Source organism: Antrihabitans stalactiti (genome assembly GCF_012932915.1).
In the GTDB taxonomy this organism is placed as follows: domain Bacteria; phylum Actinomycetota; class Actinomycetes; order Mycobacteriales; family Mycobacteriaceae; genus Antrihabitans; species Antrihabitans stalactiti.
This window is the reverse complement of record NZ_VCQU01000013.1, coordinates 155,615-173,629: the sequence shown is the minus strand read 5'-3', so window position 1 is coordinate 173,629 and position 18,015 is coordinate 155,615. Positions and strand designations below refer to the sequence as shown.

Genomic DNA, 18,015 nt, shown 5'->3' with positions numbered 1-18,015 from the left:
AAGAATGAGAAAGACAGCAAAACCAATAACTAATTGGCACTGACATTCATCGACACACTGTTGAGTTCTCAAAGAACACGCACACACCATCACACCCACACTCAGCGGGTCCTCCGGGGCAACTTTTCCAGCTTATACGATCCTGTTCCCGGAGTCAAAACCCAGTCACATTCTCGGTTTCGAAGACACAACCCTACTCGGCGTTCTTGTCTTCGGGAGTCTCAAGCGCTCGACCGTCCAACCTCGTTTCCCAGGCCTTTCGGTCCGGGTCGGTGTCCGTGTCGCTCTGACTTGAAGAAAGTTACGCGACGAAGAACAACAAATCAAATCGCCTGGTCGGCAGCGTGTTTGCCGTCATCTGCGCTGGTCACAGCGGCGCGATCCGGGCGAACGCAAGTGAGACCCGAAATTTCGCTGCTGTGGCGCGGGCCACATCTACCTCGGAGCCCCGGGATCCGGGGTTCCGACTCGCTCGATGTCGCCACCCAATGCCTGCAGGTTCTCGACGAATCGGGGGTAGCCACGATCGATGTGGTAGACGTCGTGAACCTCCGTCGTCCCGTCCGCTACCAGCCCCGCGAGGACCAAGCCGGCGCCCGCACGGATATCCGATGACCACACCGGTGCGCTCGACAGTCGGGGAATTCCCCGCACCACGGCGTGGTGGCCGTCGGTCCGCGCATCGGCACCGAGGCGAATCATCTCCTCCACGAAGCGGAACCGAGCTTCGAAAACGTTCTCGGTGATCATCGAAGTGCCATCGGCAATCGCCGCAAGACCGATCGCCATCGGCTGCAAGTCGGTCGGGAAACCTGGGAACGGCAGCGTCGAGAAGTTCACCGCCTTCGGGCGGTCCTTCTGCACCACCCGGAATCCGTCCGGCTCGAACGACACCCGGGCGCCGGCAGAACGCAGCTTTTCCAGCACCAAGGTCAGGTGCTTCGGATTTACGCCGGTCACCCGTACGTCGCCCGTCGTCATTGCAGCGGCGATGCCCCAGGTGGCAGCGACGATTCGATCACCGATCACTCGATGTGTCGTCGGCTCGAGCTTCTTCACTCCCCGGATGGTGAGTGTCGTCGTGCCCGCCCCGCTTATCCGCGCACCCATCTGCACGAGCATGTTGCACAGGTCGACGATGTCGGGTTCTCGCGCGGCGTTATCGATGACCGTCTCGCCCTCGGCGAGAGCTGCCGCCATAAGGATGTTCTCGGTTGCACCCACGGATGGAAAGTCGAGCCGGATTTTCGCGCCCTGTAGTTCGTCCGCGTGGGCGACCACGCAGCCGTGCTCGATTTCCGCGTGCGCACCCAGCAGGCGTAAGCCCGCCTGATGCATATCCAAGGGTCGCGACCCGATCGCGTCTCCCCCAGGTAATGCAACTACTGCTCGCCGGCATCGCGCGACCAGCGGTCCCAGTACACACACCGACGCTCGAAACTGCCGGACCGCGGGAAAATCAGCCTGATACTTCGGCTCGGCGGGCGTCGTGATCCGGCACTCGTCGCCTTCGAGCACGACATCGCACCCGAGCCCGCGCAGGACCTCGGCCATCAGAGGTACGTCCAGAATGTCTGGACAGTTGGTGATGGTGCTCGTCCCCTCGGCCAGCAACGCGGCGGCCATCAACTTCAGAACGCTGTTCTTTGCGCCCCCGACAGCCACTTCGCCGACGAGACGATTACCGCCGTTGACAAGGAAGCGTTCACTCACAGTGGGACAGCCTAATCTCCGACCCCATCGGTTCGCGAAGGGACGCCAGGCGATGTGAGTGATCGGACCCGAGCCACGTACCGTTGCGGCATGGGCGTTCATCTGACCCGGATCTATACCCGGACGGGCGACGACGGCACGACCGGCCTCAGCGACTTCTCGCGCATTTCGAAGAACGATCCTCGACTGGTCGCGTATGCGGATTGCGACGAGACAAACGCGGCAATTGGTGTTGCGGTTGCGCTGGGCAATCCCCCAGCGAACATTCTCGCAGTGCTTCGACAGGTCCAAAACGACCTGTTCGATGCAGGGGCCGATCTCTCGACGCCGGTAGTGGAAGATCCGAAATATCCGCCGTTACGTGTAGCGCAGTCCTACATCGATCGGTTGGAGGGCTGGTGCGACGCGTTCAACGAGGGCTTGGCGCCGCTGAACTCCTTCATCCTTCCGGGCGGCACTCCCCTGGGCGCGTTGTTGCACGCCGCGCGCACCGTTACCCGTCGCGCGGAGAGGTCCGCGTGGGCCGCCGTCGACGCGAACCCTGACACCACGAGCGCGTTGCCCGCAAAATACCTGAATCGACTGTCGGACCTGCTGTTCATACTCAGCCGGGTGGCAAATCCGGACGGCGATGTTCTCTGGAAGCCCGGCGGTAAGCAGGACTAACCGAACCGTCCCCGCATCGACCGTCCCGACGGCCGGCTCTCCACCCACGAAAGAAATGCGGTCAGTGCGCCGCGGTCGAGCGCGACCTCGAGATCGCGGTCGCCGTCCGCAACCGCGAGCACGACGATCTCCTGAGTCATGATGTCGAATTCGCTGTCCTGCGGGGCGCGACGATCGGTGACCACGATCCCCTGCCTGCTGAGCCGCACGTCAGGGCCGATGCGCAGGCTGGACAGCTTGTAGAACACGAGCGAGTCTTCGCGATACCGGATGAGGCCGTGGCGCCATCCCTGCGAACCCTTTCCAGGACTGGTCCGAATGATCGCCGACGTCCCGCCACCCCGGAGCACCATCAGCCGATAGACGGAGACAGCAAAAAGGGCGGCCAGCATTGCGACCAGAATGATCAACAGAATCATCCCGGTCTGCAATGCCGTGCCGCCCTTTCGCTACGCGAGTTGCAACGCTTAGACGACGCGCCCGACGGCTCGCAGTCGAGCACGGCCATGGGCACTTGTTCTTTCGTCGTCCGACTCCGCGTCGCGTTCTGCCTTCTCGACATCGATATCGTCCGCAGACTCGACGCTCTCGGCGAGGATCGTGATCTTCTCGGCGCTCACCGACAAGAATCCACCGTCGACAGCAAACTTCAGCTGTTCGCCGTCGGCCGTGTCGATCCGAACCATCGCGTCGTCGGCAAGCTGCGCGACGAGCGGGATGTGCTTCGGCAGAATCCCGACCTCGCCGACTGTCGTGCGCGCGAAGACCAGCGTTGCGTCACCCGACCACACCCGCCGATCGACCGCGACCAGCTCTACAGCTATTTCACTCATACTTGGCTCCTCCCTCGCTTCGCGATATCAGAGCTTCGCGCCGAGCGATTCAGCCTTCTTGGCGAGGTCGTCCAGACCACCGATGAGGAAGAATGCCTGCTCCGGGAGGTGATCGAAATCGCCCTTCGTGAGCTTGTCGAAGGCTTCGATGTTCTCCTTCAACGGCACGTTCGAGCCCGGCTGACCGGTGAACTGCTCAGCGGCGTGCATGTTCTGCGAAAGGAAACGTTCGATACGACGCGCACGGCCGACCAGCTGCTTGTCCTCTTCCGACAGCTCATCGATACCGAGGATGGCGATGATGTCCTGGAGGTCCTGGTAACGCTGCAGGATGCGAATGACTTCCTGGGCGACCCGGTAGTGGTCTTCACCGACGATGCCCGGCAGCAGAATCGTCGAGGACGATGCCAGCGGGTCGACGGCAGGGAAGATGCCCTTGGCGAACACCGTACGAGAAAGCTCGGTGGTGGCGTCGAGGTGCGCGAACGTTGCCGCAGGCGCGGGGTCGGTGTAGTCGTCAGCAGGCACGTAGACGGCCTGCATGGACGTAATCGACTTGCCCTTGGTCGAGGTGATGCGCTCCTGGAGCTCACCCATCTCGTCGGCCAGAGTCGGCTGGTAACCCACGGCGGACGGCATACGGCCGAGCAGCGTGGAGACCTCGGAACCGGCCTGCGTGTACCGGAAGATGTTGTCGATGAAGAGCAGAACGTCCTGGTTCTGCTCATCGCGGAAGTACTCGGCCATGGTGAGGGCCGAGAGCGCGACGCGCATACGCGTGCCGGGCGGCTCGTCCATCTGGCCGAACACCAACGCGGTGTCCTTGAGAACATTTGCGTCCGCGAGCTCGACCCAGAGGTCGTTGCCCTCGCGGGTGCGCTCACCAACACCGGCAAACACAGACGTACCGGCGAAGTTCTTGGCGATACGGTTGATCATTTCCTGGATGAGAACCGTCTTACCGACACCGGCACCACCGAACAGGCCGATCTTTCCGCCACGCACGTACGGCGTGAGCAGGTCGACGACCTTGAGGCCCGTCTCGAGCATCTCGGTACGACCCTCGAGCTGGTCGAATGCCGGCGGGTTGCGGTGGATCGACCACTTCTCGAAGTCGTCGCCGTAGCCAGGCTCGTCGAGGCAGTGACCGAGCGCGTTGAACACGTGGCCCTTGACGCCGTCCCCAACGGGGACAGAGATCGAAGCACCGGTGTCGGTGACCTCTGTGCCACGAACCAAGCCATCGGTCGGCTGCATGGAAATCGTGCGGACCAAGTTGTCGCCGAGGTGCTGAGCAACCTCGAGCGTCAGAGTCTTGGCCATTTCGGGGAATTCGATATCGGCGTGCAGAGCGCTGAACAGCTCCGGAACGGAGCCACGCGGGAACTCGACGTCGACGACCGGGCCAGTCACCCGGACGACGCGACCGGCAGCGGCGCCAGCGTCTTTCTTATCGGTTACGGCGGCAGTCATCTAGTCGTCACTTCCTGTTGCGGCAAGCGCGTCAACGCCACCGACGATTTCACTGATTTCTTGGGTGATCTGAGCCTGGCGAGCACGGTTGGCCTGCAACGTCAGCGCCTTGATCAGGTCGTCCGCGTTGTCCGTCGCTGCCTTCATTGCGCGGCGACGAGCGGCCGACTCCGACGCTGACGATTCGAGCAGCGCCGCATACACGCGGGTTGCGAGGTACCGCGGGAGCAGCGTCTCGAACAGCTCTTGTGCTTCTGGCTCGAACTCGAACTCGGTGCGCTTCGGTTCGTCGGTGTACTCGACGACCAACGGCGCGATCCGGCGAGCCGTTGCCGACTGCGACAGCATGGACTTGAACTCGGTCGAGACGACGTGCAGCTCGTCCACGCCCAGGACCTCTTCGGGCAGCGGATCCTCGTAAGGAACGTCGGTTCCTTCGAGGAACGCCGCTACGAGCACCTGGGCAATTTCGCGAGCATCCTCGTACTTTGGCTGCTCGGAAATTCCGGTCCACGACCTCGTCACTTCACGCTGCCGGAACTTGTAGAAGTTCAGGGCCTTGCGCCCGATCGTGTAGACGACCGGCTCCTTGCCCTCCGAACGCAGAGTCTCGAACAGCTCTTCGGCCTTGCGGATCACGTTGGCGTTGTATCCGCCACACAGACCGCGGTCCGAGGAAACCACCAAAACTCCCGCGCGACGGACGTTTTCACGCTCGACGAGCAACGGATGGTCGAGCGTGGACTCGTCCGCCAGCGTCGTCAGCATGTTGGTCATCTCGTCTGAATACGGCCGAGCCGCCAAGACGCGTGCTTGTGCCTTGGAGATTCGCGATGTCGCGATGAGCTCCTGCGCCTTGGTGATCTTCTTGATCGACCCCGCCGACTTGATCCTTCGGCGCAGGACACGTATTTGTGCGCCCATTTACGATCGCACCCTTACTTGTTGTCCGGAGCGGGCTTGTGGACCGTGACCTTCTCGGTCTCTTCAGCCTCGGGAGCTTCGTCAGCCGGCTCGTCCTTGGAGTCCTCGACAACGACCGAGCTACCGTCGCTGGCCGAGAAGCTCTTCTTGAACTCGTTGATCGCGTCCGCGAGCGCCTCGGCGGCGTCGTCGGACAGCTTCTTCGATTCACGGATCTCGGTCAGGATGTTCTCGTGGCGCGAGCGAACGTGCTCGAGAACTTCCTTCTCGAAGCGGATGACATCGCCGACCGGCACCGAGTCGAGGTGACCCTTCGTGCCGAGGAAGATCGCCACGACCTGGTCTTCGACCGGGTACGGGGTGTACTGCGGCTGCTTGAGCAGCTCGACGAGGCGAGCACCGCGGGCAAGCTGGGCCTTCGACGTCGCGTCGAGATCCGAGGCGAATGCGGCGAATGCTTCGAGTTCGCGGTACTGCGACAGCTCGAGGCGCAGCGAACCGGCAACCTCTTTCATCGCCTTGATCTGCGCAGCGCCACCGACGCGGGAGACCGAGACACCGACGTTGATCGCCGGGCGGACACCCTGGTTGAACAGGTCGGTCTCGAGGAAGCACTGACCGTCGGTGATCGAGATGACGTTGGTCGGGATGAACGCCGAGATGTCGTTGGCCTTCGTCTCGATGATCGGCAGACCGGTCATCGAACCACCGCCGAGCGCGTCGGACAGCTTTGCGCAACGCTCGAGGAGACGGGAGTGCAAGTAGAAGACGTCACCGGGGTACGCCTCGCGGCCCGGCGGGCGGCGCAGCAGCAGCGAGATGGCGCGGTAGGCCTCTGCCTGCTTGCTCAGGTCGTCGAAGATGATCAGAACGTGCTTACCCGCGTACATCCAGTGCTGGCCGATGGCCGAACCGGTGTAGGGCGCGAGCCACTTGAAGCCGGCCGAGTCTGACGCCGGAGCCGCGACGATCGTCGTGTACTCCAGTGCGCCTGCATCTTCCAGTCCCTGCCGGACTGCGGCGATCGTCGAACCCTTCTGACCGATCGCGACGTAGACGCAGCGCACCTGCTGGTTCGGGTCGCCCGACTCCCAGGCCTGCTTCTGGTTGATGATCGTGTCGACGCAGACGGCGGTCTTGCCCGTCTTACGGTCGCCGATGATCAGCTGACGCTGACCGCGGCCGATCGGCGTCTGCGAGTCGATTGCCTTGATGCCGGTCTGCAGCGGCTCGCTGACGCCCTGGCGGTCGACGACCGACGGTGCCTGCAGCTCGAGTGCGCGACGGGTTTCGGGCTCGATGTCGCCGAGGCCGTCGATCGGGTGACCGAGCGGGTCGATGACGCGACCGAGGAAGTTGTCGCCGACGGGGACCGAGAGAACCGTGCCGGTCCGCTTGACCTGCTGGCCTTCCTGGATGTGCTGGTAGTCACCGAGGATGACCGCACCGATGCTGCCCTCGTCGAGGTTCAGCGCGACACCGAGAATGCCACCCGGGAATTCGAGCAATTCTTGGGTCATTGCCGATGGCAGGCCCTCGACGTGCGCAATTCCATCGCCCGTGTCGGATACGACACCGATTTCCTCACGCGACGTGTCGGACGAGAAGGTGGCGACGTACTTTTCGACCGCGCCCTGAATCTCTTCCGGTGAGATTGTCAACTCCGCCATGGCTATCTTTTCCCTGTTCTTGAATAAGCTCTAGCTCGAATGGATTTCGGCTCGTGTAATTTCGTGCGGCTAATCTGGAAGCTGGCTGGCAGCGCCCGCAAGTCGGGACGCGATGGTTCCGTCCACAACCTCGTCGCCGACCGTGATCCGGAGACCACCGAGGACATCGGGATCGATGTCCAGCTGGACCGACATGTTGCGGTCGTAGATCCGCGACAGCACAGCCTCCAGCCGCTCGAGCTGTGCATCGCTCAGCGCGCTCGCTGCCGTGACATGAGCGACCGATTCACCGCGTCGGGCCGCTGCAAGCTCGGCGAGCTGCGGCACGACCTCCTCGATGTTCCGCCCGTGCACCAGTTGGACCGCCTGGCGGAGCAAGCGCTCCGTGTACTGCGATGCCTTGCCTGCGAGGACGTCGTCGAGCAGCTGCACGCGGCCGGCGGCCGGTGCGCTCGAGGTGCCGAGCAACGTCGCAAGCTTCGGGTTGGCATCGAGCGTGCGCCCGAAGCGAAACAGCTCGTCTTCGAGATTGTCGAGCTGACCTGCGCGCTCCGCGTCGACCACCACTGCGAGATTTGCGAAACGCTCTAGCGCATCTGTGAGGTCCCGAGACTTCGACCAGCGCTGCGCGGCTGCAGTACGCACGATGTCGAGCGCCTCCGCGCCGATCTTGCCTGAGAAGAGCGATTCGACGAGCGCGACCTTGGGCGCCTCGTCTTCGGCGTTCCCAGCAATGTGCTTGCGCAGCACTACTTCCGATACCAACAGGTCCGCGACGGCGGCCAGATTGTCAGCGAAATCAAGGAGCTTCGAGTCATCGAGCCCGCCGACGATGTCGTCGAACTTGCTCTGCACTGCTTGCAGCGAGTCCCGACTTGCAGCATGCATTACGAAACTCCCTTCTTGTTGCCAACCATGGCTTCCAGCTCATCGAGCAAACGATCGACACTTTGTTCACGCGCACCCGGCTGTGCCAGATGTCCGCGAACCTTCTCGCCGGCTTCTGCAACCGCGGCAGAACCGAGGTCGTGCTTGAGATGCCGGATCAATTGCTGCCGCTGCAGAGCGATCTGCTCGGCACCGTGCTGCTTGATCCGCTCGACCTCTGCGTCCGCCTGCTCGCGCAGTTGCGCCGCAATCCGCTGAGCGTCGGCGCGAGCATCCTCACGGATACGCGCGGCCTCGTTGCGTGCCTCCGCGACTGCCTCGGCATGGGCCTTTTCGGCTTTGGCCAGCTTGGCGGCAGCCTGCTCGCTTTCGCTGATCTGCGTGTTCACCTCGGCTTGCCGCTTCGCCATCGCTTCACGCACCGGCGGTGCAACGTACTTCACGATCACATAGACGATGACCGCGAAGCCGACAAGCTGTCCGAGAAACAGTCCCACTGCTATCTACCCTCGCCCTGGTTGGTTGGCGAACGACTCTCCGAGAACGCGATTCGTGAGCGTCTCCGAGAGACTGCCGATGCTGGGGCGCAAGGCACCAGCAACCTGGTCGGCCTGAGCGCTCAGCTCCTGGTCCGCCTTCGCCTGGATCGCGTCGGACTCCGCCTTGGCCGTCTTTCGCATTTCGTCGAGAACCTTCTGGCCGTCGCCGCGAGCTTCCTCGCGGATCTTGGCAGCCTCGGTGCGCGCATTCAGCAGCTCACTGCGGTACTTCGCATCTGCATCCGCAAATGCGCGCGCCGCACGGTGGTTGTCGTCTGCCGTCTTCGCCACGAGGTCTGCGCGTGCTTGCAGGACCTCACGGATCGGCGGAACGACGAACTTCCAAATGACACCGAGCACGATCAAGAAGATCGCGAGTTCGACGAAGAAGGTGCCGTTAGGGACAAGGAAGTTGTCCCCTTCAGCGAGATTCTTGCTGTCCATAATCCGGTGCTAACTGGCGCCGGGAGTTGCGAATACGAGGAATGCCATGAAGGCCAGGTTGATGAAGTACATACCCTCGACCAGACCGACCGTGATGAAGAACGGGGTCATGAGTCGCGGCTGTGCCTCGGGCTGACGGGCGATGCCCGCGATGAGCTGGCCACCGGCCAGGCCGTCACCGATACCAGCGCCGATTGCGCCACCGGCCAACATGATGCCGCCGCCGATGAACGCGCCAGCCAGGAGTTGTGGATCCGCTGCCATTTTCCTTCACTTCCTTTTTCTTTTTTTCGAGCCAGAGTTATCTGATGTGGACGGGATCGTGTGGATCAGTGGTGTTCGTCTTCCAGCTCCATTGCCTGACCGAAGTAGAGAATGGTCAACAATGCGAAGATGAATGCCTGGATCAACCCGATGAACAGGTCGAAGAGCTTCCATACTGCGTTCGGCGCCCACAATATGTACGGCGGGATGAGCGCGATCATCGCGACCATGATTCCGCCGGCGAACAGGTTGCCGAAAAGTCGGAGCGAGAGCGAGATCGGCTTTGCGATCTCCTCGACGATGTTCAACGGCGCCATCGCCACGATATGACCCTTGGCCAGCTGCTTCAGGTGAGTGAAGAAGCCACGCCGTGCGACGCCGGCCGCGTGATAGAAGAAGAAGACGAACAATGCGAGCGCGAAAACGTAATTGATGTCTGCCGCAGGCGGCTTGAGCAATTCGCGGACGCCGTCTTCGGTCTTGTACTGAACCGGAAGAATTGAAAGCCAGTTCGACACGAGGATGAATGTGAACAGTGCGACTGCAAGGGGAAGGGCGAACGGCGCGATCTTCATGCCGATTGCGCTTTCGACCTGGCCGCGCATCTGAATCGTCACTGTTTCGAAGAACAGCTGGACACTATTCGGTGCACCGGAGGTCACTTTTGCCCGCAAGTAGAACGCGAGGCCGATGACGATCAATGCAGCGACGGAGGTCGCGAGAATCGTGTCGAGATTGAAAGTCATTCCAAGGAACTCTGCCTTGGTATGGTGGCCGACCTCTACTTTGGTTTCGGCGAGAACTTGGTCAGTCATGATTGCTGGCGAAGTCCCTTCAGTGCAGGCACAGTGGTTGTCAGTATCAGAACTACTTGGGATATGGCCAGACCGACGAAGACGCCGATACCGTCAGGCCGCAGCAGGAAACCTATCATGAGCGCGAAAGCGGTGATCACGAGCAGCCTGGAGGCCGAAGACATCGCCATCTGCTGTTTGCTCGGATGCACCTGCGCGGTAACTCGAAGAACCGCGCCCTTCACGAGCCACATATTGAGAAGGCCGAGCGCGAGCCCGACGCAGATGAGCAAGCCCATCACAAGATGATCGAGGACTCCCGAAACCATCAGAGCGATGATGCCGGCAACGATGGAGATGATCCCCGGCAGCCGCAGATTGATCGGATTCCCGGGAACCGTGACTCCCCCATCGCTACCTTCGTCCGGTAGCGGAGTGGGACTTGTTGGCGCCATCGCCATCTGCCTCTTCCTCAATCCTTCGAGAACGCTCGAAACTGCACGAACATCGAAACTGCCGCGCATACAATCCCTACGGCCAGCCCGACCAGAACGAAGATCGGCGAGGTATGCAGACTCGCGTCGAGTACGAACCCGAGCACCAGCCCTGCAACCACAGATCCCGTGATGGTGGCGCCGAGACCGATAAGCTGTCGCGTGCTGGGTGGCTCGCTCGCCATCGCTTGAGACCTAACCGCCTGTGGGCTAACCGTCTTGGAATTGCGCGCTGATGTCGATCACGTGCAACTCCTTTTCGGTCGAATCGTAAGCCCGTGTGCCCGCAAGGGGACCACTCGGACGAACAGCGGAAACCGTACCACAGGCATTTGGCCGTTCAACCTGTCCACGACACAGTGTAGTAGATGGACGTCCTAGCTGTCGAGTCCGCCCAAAACGGACATGTCAGCCAGGCTGGTCATCATGCTGCCGCAAGGACGGCACAGCCGTCACGACCAGGGCAAATACCAGTCCGCCTGCGACGAGCAACACAACAATTCGCCGGTCGATGAGCGACGGACCGACTGCACCGAACGCGAGCACGCCAACCCATAAGTAGATGAGCAGAACCACCCGGCGATGGCTGTGGCCGATCTGCAAGAGCCGGTGATGGAGGTGCATCTTGTCCGGGCTGAACGGGCTGACTCCGGCTCGGGTTCGCCGCACAATTGCGAGCAGTAGATCGAGGATCGGAATGAACATCACCGCGCCGACCAAGAGCAGCGGAGTCAACAGGCCGAGGACATCCTTGATGCCGTATGCGTTGCGGCCGATCTTGCCGGAGGCGCTTGTCGAAATCGTCGCCAACATCAGGCCGATCAGCATCGACCCGGAATCCCCCATGAAGATGCGGGCCGGCTGGAAGTTGTGCGGCAGAAAGCCTAGGCACGCTCCGGCGAGGGCGGCCGCCAACAACGCCGGTGGGTAGACGCTGACATCACCGCCCTGCTCACGAAGCAATCCGACGGAGTACACGCAGATCGCCAACGCCGCGATCAGGCCCATTCCAGCGGCGAGGCCGTCGAGTCCATCGACGAAGTTCATCGCATTGACCATCACAACGGTGACCGCGATGGTCACCAGACCTGCTTGCAGCGGGTCGAGCGTGATGGTGCCCCCACCGAACGGGAAATAGATCACCCACCAGCTCACACCCAAGAGCACGAGGATGCCCGCCGCCGTGACCTGGCCGACGAATTTCGTCAGCGCATCGAGCCCCCAGCGGTCGTCGATGACGCCGACCAGCACGATCACCGCGCCGGAGACGAGAGCGGCCGGAATGTCTCGGGCACCGTATTCGAATCCGCGGGCCAAAGCCGGCAGTTGCTGGGCGAACAACAATGCAGCGACCATTCCGGCGAAGATTCCGACGCCACCCATCCGCGGAATCGGCGTCTTGTGCACGTCACGGTCTCGTGGCACCGCGACTGCACCGAACTTGGTCGCCAGCAACCGCACTCCGCCGGTGGCGAAGAACGTCACGACCGCAGCGGTCAACATCACCAGCAACAGCTCGCGAAGCGGAACCCCCGCTCCCCTGGTGGCTTGCGCTAGCACCAATGCGGCGGAGTCGGCGGAGGCACTCACGATGCAGACTCGACCCCGCGTGGGTAGGCAGGCTTGGCCGACACGAGATCTGTCACATCCGCCTGCACGGACGCCAGCTCACGCTGACCAGCTTCGGTTGCGCTGTCGGCCCGGACCGCGCGGGCGACGAGCCCACCGACGCGCTCCATGTCGGCACCGTCGAAGCCTTGAGTCGTCAGCGCTGCCGAGCCGACACGGATGCCCGACGCAACCATGGGGGGTGCTGGATCGTAGGGAATAGCGTTCTTGTTCAAGGTGATCCGGGCAGCATCGCAGCGCCGCTCGGCGTCGGCTCCCGTTACTCCAACCGCGCGAAGATCGATCAAAGCGAGATGGGTGTCTGTGCCACCCGATACTGCTCGCATGCCGTGGGCTTCCAGCGACTTCGCAAGCGTCGCGGCGTTTGCTGTGACGTTCGAGGCATAGACCTGGTACGCGGGCGTCGCAGCTTCCTTGAACGCGACCGCCTTACCTGCGATGGAATGCATGAGCGGCCCGCCCTGGCTGAACGGGAAGATCGCCTTGTCGATCGCGCGAGCATGCTCGGCGCGGCACAGCAACATGCCACCGCGCGGTCCGCGCAACACCTTGTGCGTCGTCGCGGAAACGACGTCGGCATAAGGCACCGGCGACGGAATCGCCTTGCCCGCAACCAAGCCGATGAAATGCGCGGCGTCGACCCACAGAATGGCGTCGACCTCGTCGGCAATCGAGCGGAAAGCGGCGAAATCAATCAGCCGCGGATAGGCGGTGGCACCGGCGACGATGATCTTGGGTCGCGTCGCGAGCGCCAGATCGCGGACCTCGTCGTAATCGATCAGTTCGGTCCGCTTATCGACGTGATAGGGCGTCGGCGTGAACCATTTACCCGAGAAGCTGACGCGCGAGCCGTGGGTGAGGTGCCCGCCGTGGGGCAAGCTCATGGCGAGAATCGGGTCTCCCGGCTGCGCGAACGCGGCGTAGACGGCGAGATTCGCACTGGCACCGGAGTGCGGCTGCACGTTCGCATGCTCGGCGCCGAACAGCGCCTTCGCCCGCTCGATGGCCAGATTTTCGGCCTTGTCGACCTCAGCGCAACCCCCGTAGTACCGGTGACCTGGGTAGCCCTCCGCGTACTTGTTGCTCAGCGTCGAGCCGAGTGTCGCCAAAACCGCAGGGCTGGTCAGATTCTCGCTGGCAATCAGCTGCAGCCCCGAACGCTGGCGGTCCAGTTCGGCGAGGACTATCGATGCAATCTCGGGATCGGTCTGCTCGAGTTCGGCAAAGTCCGGTCCCCAGAACCTCGGCTCGTTCACTGCTTCTTTCCTTCCAGTGTTTCCACAGGCATACCGAGGACGTCGGCGATATCCGCCGTTGCCACTGCGCCTTCACGCAGTATGCGCGGTTGATCGCCAGTGAGATCGACGATCGTCGACGCGACCGGATCCACCGACTCGCCACCGTCGAGATAGACACCCACAGCTTCACCGAATTGCTCACGCGCTTCGTCGACCGTGCGCGCAGGCGGCGATCCCGACACGTTCGCGCTCGACACCGCCAGCGGACCGATTTCGCGCAGCAGGTCCAGCGCAACGGGATGCAACGGCATCCGGAGCATGACCGTCCCTCGGGTGTCCCCCAGATCCCAGGCAAGTGAAGGAGCCTGCTGGACAACCAAACTCAACCCACCTGGCCAGAACGCACGGATCAGTTCGCGCGCCTGCGGGCGGACCGACAACACCAGACCATCGATCGTGTTCCACGAGCCGACAAGGACTGGAACCGGCATGTCGCGACCGCGGTGTTTCGCACGTAGCAGCGCGTTCACCGCAGAGCTGTCGAACGCGTCGGCGGCAATTCCGTACAACGTGTCGGTCGGCAGCACGACGAGCCGGCCGCCTTTGAGCATCCGCGTCGCCGCATCCAGTCCGGCTGCGCGGGACGCGGGATCCCCTGTGTCATAGACGGTACTCACGCTTCGATCCTTCCCGACCGTGCCGCGACAACGAAGCGCGGCTTACCGGCAAGATCGAAATGCTCGGCGATGTCGACGAAGTCTCCGTGCTCGGCGAGCAACGCCGCAGTCTTCGTCCCCGCCGAATCGTCGTGCTCGATCGCCACGCCCCCGCCCGCCCGCAACCAACGAGCAATGTTCGGAATCATCGGCGTGATCACGTCCATACCTTCGGGACCGGCGAAAAGCGCGAGATGGGGATCGTGCTCGGCAACTTCGGGGTCGAGGACGACGCCGGTCGGGATGTAGGGCGGATTCGCGACGACGACATCGACTGTCCCATCGAGCGCAGTGCACAGCGCGGGGTCCGTCACATCGCCCGCCACGACGATGATCGGCGTGTCACCCTCGCGGGCACGCAACGTGGCGTTGCGCTCGGTCCAGACGAGCGCACGCGGATCGATCTCCACGGCATGGACGGTCGCATCCGGACGTGCATGCGCAATTGCGAGCGCGAGTGCACCCGAACCGGTGCACAGGTCGAGCACGACCGGGGCCCGTCGGACGCACGATTCGAGGAACGCAAGTGCCCACGCGAGCAGCAACTCGGTCTCCGGACGTGGCACGAAGACGCCAGGTCCGACCTCGACGTCAATGTCTCCCATCGCCGACAAGCCGGTGATGTACTGCAACGGAATATGTTTGGCGCGCTGATCGACCATCTTGCGATATGCCTCCAGCACTGCGGGTTCGACGAGAGGCACCAACCCGAGTCGCGTCCGCTCGACGCCGATCAACGAAGCAGCAAGCTCCTCGGCGTCGTATCGAGGACTGTGCACGCCCGCGGCAGCGAGTTGCCCGACCGCTTCGAGCAGGGCGGGACGAAGTGGTTGACGACTCACGAGGTACAGCCTGCCATGCGAGCCGTCAGTCGACCGCGAGCCTCGCCTCTCGGTCGGCCTGGCGGAGCGCGTCGAGCAGGGCATCCAACTCGCCGTCGAGCACCGCGTCGAGATTGTGCGCCTTGAAGCCGATGCGGTGATCGGTGATGCGGTTCTCCGGGAAGTTGTACGTGCGGATCCGTTCCGAACGGTCGACGGTCCGTACCTGGCTCGCTCGCCCAGCGGAGGCTTCTGCGTCAGCCTGTTCCTCAGCGAGCGCCTGCAGCCGGGCCGCAAGCACGATCATGGCGCGCGCTTTGTTCTGCAGCTGCGACCGCTCGTTCTGGCAGGTGACGACGATGCCGGTCGGCAGATGCGTGATGCGCACGGCCGAGTCGGTCGTGTTCACGCCCTGACCACCCTTGCCCGACGATCGATAGACGTCGATGCGCAGATCGGTCTCGTCGATCTCTACCTCTTCGACCTCGTCCGGCTCGGGGTAGATCAGTACGCCCGCGGCAGAGGTGTGCACACGACCCTGCGATTCCGTCACCGGCACCCGTTGAACCCGGTGCACGCCACCTTCGAACTTCAGCCGCGACCACACCCCGTCGCGGTCCGCGTTCTTGGTTTTGATCGAGAGGGTGGCCTCTTTGTATCCGCCCAGGTCGGAGATGTTCGCGTCGAGAATCTCGACACGCCAGCCGCGCCGCTCCGCGTAACGGACGTACATCCGGGCAAGGTCGGCTGCGAACAGAGCCGATTCCTCGCCGCCTTCGCCGGATTTGACCTCCAGCACGACGTCGTCGGCATCGTGCGGATCGCGCGGTGCCAGCAGGTCGGTCAGCGTCTGGTCCAGCGTCTCGACCGCAGCCTCCAGCTCGGGGATCTCGGCGGCGAAGCTGCTGTCGTCAGCCGCAAGCTCTTTCGCGGCCTCGAGGTCGTCGCGCGCGGCCTGGAGCTTGGCGTGCGCAGACATGACGGGCGCAAGTTCTGCGAAGCGCTTGCCTACTCGGCGCGCGGCGCCAGGATTGTTGTGGAGCGCCGGATCGGCGAGCTGCAGTTCCAAGCTGGCATGCTCGGCGAGGATGTCGTCGATCGCCGACGCGCGAGTGTTGTCAGTCATGATTCGCTTCCTTCTCGGCGTACAAAAAAGCCGACGCCCGGCCTGTAAACAGCAACAGGACGGGCGTCGGCGAGGAAGCTAAGCGTTTTCGGACTTCTTGGCGCCCTTTTCGGCGCGCTTGCCGTAGCGAGCCTCGAAGCGTGCGACGCGACCACCGGTGTCGAGAATCTTCTGCTTGCCGGTGTAGAACGGGTGGCACTGCGAGCAGACCTCGACGTGGATCTGGCCCGACTCCTTGGTGCTGTGCGTTTCGAACGTGTTCCCACAACCGCACACGACCGTGGTCGCGACGTAGTTGGGGTGAATTCCTGCCTTCATGGTGTCCTCTCACATTGGTCGCCGGGTCGCCCTCGCCATTCGAGGACGTGAACCGGAACCGGACTTCGACCGCTCAGTATGCCAGAACGCTCGACGAACCTATAACTCGTCGGTAGCTCCCTTTGTTCCACACCGCATCAATGTGACATTCAATCGATCCAACGAAGTGGAAGCGCCATTCATGCCGTAGTCCGAGGAACCATGTCACTGGCTATTCGCGAGGAGGGCGTACTGCGCGGCGGCCTTGTGGCGGACGTCGGCTTCGTCGTCGCTGATGACGGTACCGACGTAGTTGCGGTAGATCACGCTGCAACGGAAGACGGCGGTGTTCTGGTATTCGAAGCACTTGGCGCTGGGCACGCCAGTGGGTCCGTCGATGTCGCTTTTGTTGTCAGGGTCGTCGCCGAAGTTGTTGTCGACGAGTTGCTTGGCGGCAGCTTCGTCACGGACCTTGTAGAGGAACGTCCCGACATCGACCGCGGCCCAATATTCGAGCCCGACGGCGTCGAAGAGCTTGGTCGCCTTCTCTTTGTCTGTCGACGAGTGCAGGCCGCCGATGCCGGTGTAGACGATGCCGACTTCGCGGCTTACGTTGCCGGATTCGATGATTGCGCTGCCCGGATCCTCGAATTCGACGGCCGGATACGGCCAGAGTTCAGGCTTGTATGGCAGCGTCCGGCGCAGCAACCCGGTCGCGTCCAGCGGCAGGCTCGAGATCTTGTCGGCAGGCGTCGGCTTGAACGAGTCCAGCAGCGGAATTTGAGCATCGAACGTCTTGGTCACGAGGTCGATCAGCGCCGACTTGTCGGGGCTCGTGTGCTCGGCGTACACGCTGATCACCCAAACCCCGTGGGAGATAGTCGATCCCAACGTCGGGACGTTCGGACGCCAATGGCTGTGCGCGTCCGAGTACTTGGGGATGTCGACACGCACGTTCTCGGGCGAGATGCCGAAATCTGCAGCGTCGATGCCTTCTGCGGCGCGCTTTGCAGAGGCCTCGTCGGGAAAGCGCAGCAAGTTGATCGTGATCGCTCGCGCGTCGCCGACCTTCGGCTTACCTTCGTCCGGGAACTTCTCCGATCGACCACCGACCGCGTAGCCGACGATGAAGCCCTCTTTCTCGAGGACGGGCAGCGTGACGTCGGCGAGGGTCCCCGTCGCCGACTTGGCATCGGGCCGCGGCTCCGCACCGGACCACCAGCGCAACGCCGGATCGATCTTGTACGGACTCGCAACCGCATCCGCAGTGTGGACCGCTTCGATGATTCGCCCGTACGTTTCGCGATTGTTCTCGGGCACCGGCAACGGATGGGTTCCGTAGCTGCCGACATCGAGGGTCCGGACGTCGATCTCCGCCGGCTTCGCCTCGCCTTGTTTCGTCGAACCACAGCCAGCAAGAACACTGCCTGCGACGCACACCGCGAGCAACGCGGACCCAGTGCGATCCCACCCAGATCTCATGGGA

19 protein-coding genes and 1 pseudogene are annotated in these 18,015 nt (G+C 62.8%); 1 reads left to right on the top strand and 19 read right to left on the bottom strand.

Annotated elements, in window-relative coordinates:
- Window positions 1–435 precede the first annotated feature (435 nt).
- On the bottom strand, window positions 436–1,713 hold the full coding sequence (gene murA, locus FGL95_RS28765; protein WP_338080071.1) for a UDP-N-acetylglucosamine 1-carboxyvinyltransferase: 1,278 nt from the start codon (window positions 1,711–1,713) through the stop codon (window positions 436–438).
- 90 nt (window positions 1,714–1,803) lie between these two features.
- Between murA and FGL95_RS28760 the strand changes: the two genes are divergently transcribed.
- Entirely contained in the window at window positions 1,804–2,379 is a 576-nt protein-coding gene (locus FGL95_RS28760; protein WP_169593845.1) for a cob(I)yrinic acid a,c-diamide adenosyltransferase, read from the top strand.
- Here FGL95_RS28760 and FGL95_RS28755 read toward each other — a convergent pair.
- The 18 genes and pseudogenes from FGL95_RS28755 to FGL95_RS28670 form a co-directional block, all read right to left on the bottom strand.
- Window positions 2,376–2,798: a DUF2550 domain-containing protein gene (locus FGL95_RS28755; RefSeq protein ID WP_169593843.1), complete on the bottom strand. Its 423-nt coding sequence runs from the start codon at window positions 2,796–2,798 to the stop codon at window positions 2,376–2,378. The two genes, FGL95_RS28760 and FGL95_RS28755, sit on opposite strands and share 4 nt — an antisense overlap.
- A gap of 48 nt (window positions 2,799–2,846) precedes the next feature.
- Window positions 2,847–3,212 carry a F0F1 ATP synthase subunit epsilon gene (locus FGL95_RS28750; RefSeq protein ID WP_169593841.1) on the bottom strand — a complete coding sequence of 122 codons (366 nt, stop codon included), beginning with the start codon at window positions 3,210–3,212 and terminating at the stop codon, window positions 2,847–2,849.
- Window positions 3,213–3,239: 27 nt separating this feature from the next.
- On the bottom strand, window positions 3,240–4,685 hold the full coding sequence (gene atpD / locus FGL95_RS28745; RefSeq protein WP_169593839.1) for a F0F1 ATP synthase subunit beta: 1,446 nt from the start codon (window positions 4,683–4,685) through the stop codon (window positions 3,240–3,242).
- Window positions 4,686–5,609: a F0F1 ATP synthase subunit gamma gene (locus FGL95_RS28740; RefSeq protein ID WP_169593838.1), complete on the bottom strand. Its 924-nt coding sequence runs from the start codon at window positions 5,607–5,609 to the stop codon at window positions 4,686–4,688.
- Between the two features lie 14 nt (window positions 5,610–5,623).
- Window positions 5,624–7,279, bottom strand: coding sequence for a F0F1 ATP synthase subunit alpha (gene atpA / locus FGL95_RS28735; RefSeq protein WP_169593835.1), 1,656 nt, complete (start codon window positions 7,277–7,279; stop codon window positions 5,624–5,626).
- Window positions 7,280–7,348: 69 nt separating this feature from the next.
- A pseudogene (locus FGL95_RS28730) lies at window positions 7,349–8,664 on the bottom strand (F0F1 ATP synthase subunit B/delta).
- A gap of 6 nt (window positions 8,665–8,670) precedes the next feature.
- Complete coding sequence (locus FGL95_RS28725) at window positions 8,671–9,150, bottom strand: F0F1 ATP synthase subunit B (protein ID WP_169593833.1); 480 nt, start codon at window positions 9,148–9,150, stop codon at window positions 8,671–8,673.
- Between the two features lie 9 nt (window positions 9,151–9,159).
- Complete coding sequence (locus FGL95_RS28720; RefSeq protein WP_169593831.1) at window positions 9,160–9,414, bottom strand: F0F1 ATP synthase subunit C; 255 nt, start codon at window positions 9,412–9,414, stop codon at window positions 9,160–9,162.
- A 65-nt stretch (window positions 9,415–9,479) separates the two neighbouring features.
- Entirely contained in the window at window positions 9,480–10,229 is a 750-nt protein-coding gene (gene atpB / locus FGL95_RS28715) for a F0F1 ATP synthase subunit A (RefSeq protein ID WP_169593829.1), read from the bottom strand.
- Entirely contained in the window at window positions 10,226–10,669 is a 444-nt protein-coding gene (locus tag FGL95_RS28710) for a hypothetical protein (protein ID WP_240963366.1), read from the bottom strand. The genes atpB and FGL95_RS28710 overlap by 4 nt, the downstream gene beginning before the upstream one ends.
- An 11-nt stretch (window positions 10,670–10,680) precedes the next feature.
- The gene (locus FGL95_RS28705; protein ID WP_169593827.1) at window positions 10,681–10,887 is read right to left on the bottom strand and encodes an AtpZ/AtpI family protein; all 207 of its coding nucleotides are present in this window, start codon (window positions 10,885–10,887) and stop codon (window positions 10,681–10,683) included.
- A gap of 223 nt (window positions 10,888–11,110) precedes the next feature.
- A complete protein-coding gene (locus FGL95_RS28700; protein WP_240963381.1) occupies window positions 11,111–12,205 on the bottom strand; it encodes a glycosyltransferase family 4 protein in 1,095 nt (364 codons plus the stop codon).
- Window positions 12,206–12,288: 83 nt separating this feature from the next.
- Window positions 12,289–13,587 carry a serine hydroxymethyltransferase gene (locus tag FGL95_RS28695; RefSeq protein WP_169593823.1) on the bottom strand — a complete coding sequence of 433 codons (1,299 nt, stop codon included), beginning with the start codon at window positions 13,585–13,587 and terminating at the stop codon, window positions 12,289–12,291.
- Window positions 13,584–14,246, bottom strand: coding sequence for an L-threonylcarbamoyladenylate synthase (locus FGL95_RS28690; RefSeq protein WP_169593821.1), 663 nt, complete (start codon window positions 14,244–14,246; stop codon window positions 13,584–13,586). Before FGL95_RS28690 ends, FGL95_RS28695 begins: the two co-directional genes overlap by 4 nt.
- Entirely contained in the window at window positions 14,243–15,127 is an 885-nt protein-coding gene (gene prmC / locus FGL95_RS28685; RefSeq protein WP_169593819.1) for a peptide chain release factor N(5)-glutamine methyltransferase, read from the bottom strand. Before prmC ends, FGL95_RS28690 begins: the two co-directional genes overlap by 4 nt.
- A gap of 25 nt (window positions 15,128–15,152) precedes the next feature.
- Entirely contained in the window at window positions 15,153–16,232 is a 1,080-nt protein-coding gene (gene prfA, locus FGL95_RS28680; protein WP_169593817.1) for a peptide chain release factor 1, read from the bottom strand.
- Between the two features lie 78 nt (window positions 16,233–16,310).
- On the bottom strand, window positions 16,311–16,550 hold the full coding sequence (gene rpmE / locus FGL95_RS28675) for a 50S ribosomal protein L31 (RefSeq protein ID WP_169593815.1): 240 nt from the start codon (window positions 16,548–16,550) through the stop codon (window positions 16,311–16,313).
- Window positions 16,551–16,754: 204 nt separating this feature from the next.
- Window positions 16,755–18,011, bottom strand: coding sequence for a DUF7373 family lipoprotein (locus tag FGL95_RS28670; RefSeq protein WP_169593813.1), 1,257 nt, complete (start codon window positions 18,009–18,011; stop codon window positions 16,755–16,757).
- Window positions 18,012–18,015 lie beyond the last annotated feature (4 nt).

Coding starts and splice junctions, on each gene's coding strand:
- FGL95_RS28760 (WP_169593845.1), top strand. CDS start 1,804: ATGGGCGTTCATCTGACCCGGATCTATACCCGGACGGGCGACGACGGC.
- FGL95_RS28755 (WP_169593843.1), bottom strand. CDS start 2,798: ATGATTCTGTTGATCATTCTGGTCGCAATGCTGGCCGCCCTTTTTGCT.
- FGL95_RS28750 (WP_169593841.1), bottom strand. CDS start 3,212: ATGAGTGAAATAGCTGTAGAGCTGGTCGCGGTCGATCGGCGGGTGTGG.
- atpD (WP_169593839.1), bottom strand. CDS start 4,685: ATGACTGCCGCCGTAACCGATAAGAAAGACGCTGGCGCCGCTGCCGGT.
- FGL95_RS28740 (WP_169593838.1), bottom strand. CDS start 5,609: ATGGGCGCACAAATACGTGTCCTGCGCCGAAGGATCAAGTCGGCGGGG.
- atpA (WP_169593835.1), bottom strand. CDS start 7,279: ATGGCGGAGTTGACAATCTCACCGGAAGAGATTCAGGGCGCGGTCGAA.
- FGL95_RS28725 (WP_169593833.1), bottom strand. CDS start 9,150: ATGGACAGCAAGAATCTCGCTGAAGGGGACAACTTCCTTGTCCCTAAC.
- FGL95_RS28720 (WP_169593831.1), bottom strand. CDS start 9,414: ATGGCAGCGGATCCACAACTCCTGGCTGGCGCGTTCATCGGCGGCGGC.
- atpB (WP_169593829.1), bottom strand. CDS start 10,229: ATGACTGACCAAGTTCTCGCCGAAACCAAAGTAGAGGTCGGCCACCAT.
- FGL95_RS28710 (WP_240963366.1), bottom strand. CDS start 10,669: ATGGCGATGGCGCCAACAAGTCCCACTCCGCTACCGGACGAAGGTAGC.
- FGL95_RS28705 (WP_169593827.1), bottom strand. CDS start 10,887: ATGGCGAGCGAGCCACCCAGCACGCGACAGCTTATCGGTCTCGGCGCC.
- FGL95_RS28700 (WP_240963381.1), bottom strand. CDS start 12,205: ATGTTGACCGCTGCGGTCGTGACGTTCTTCGCCACCGGCGGAGTGCGG.
- prfA (WP_169593817.1), bottom strand. CDS start 16,232: ATGACTGACAACACTCGCGCGTCGGCGATCGACGACATCCTCGCCGAG.
- rpmE (WP_169593815.1), bottom strand. CDS start 16,550: ATGAAGGCAGGAATTCACCCCAACTACGTCGCGACCACGGTCGTGTGC.
- FGL95_RS28670 (WP_169593813.1), bottom strand. CDS start 18,011: ATGAGATCTGGGTGGGATCGCACTGGGTCCGCGTTGCTCGCGGTGTGC.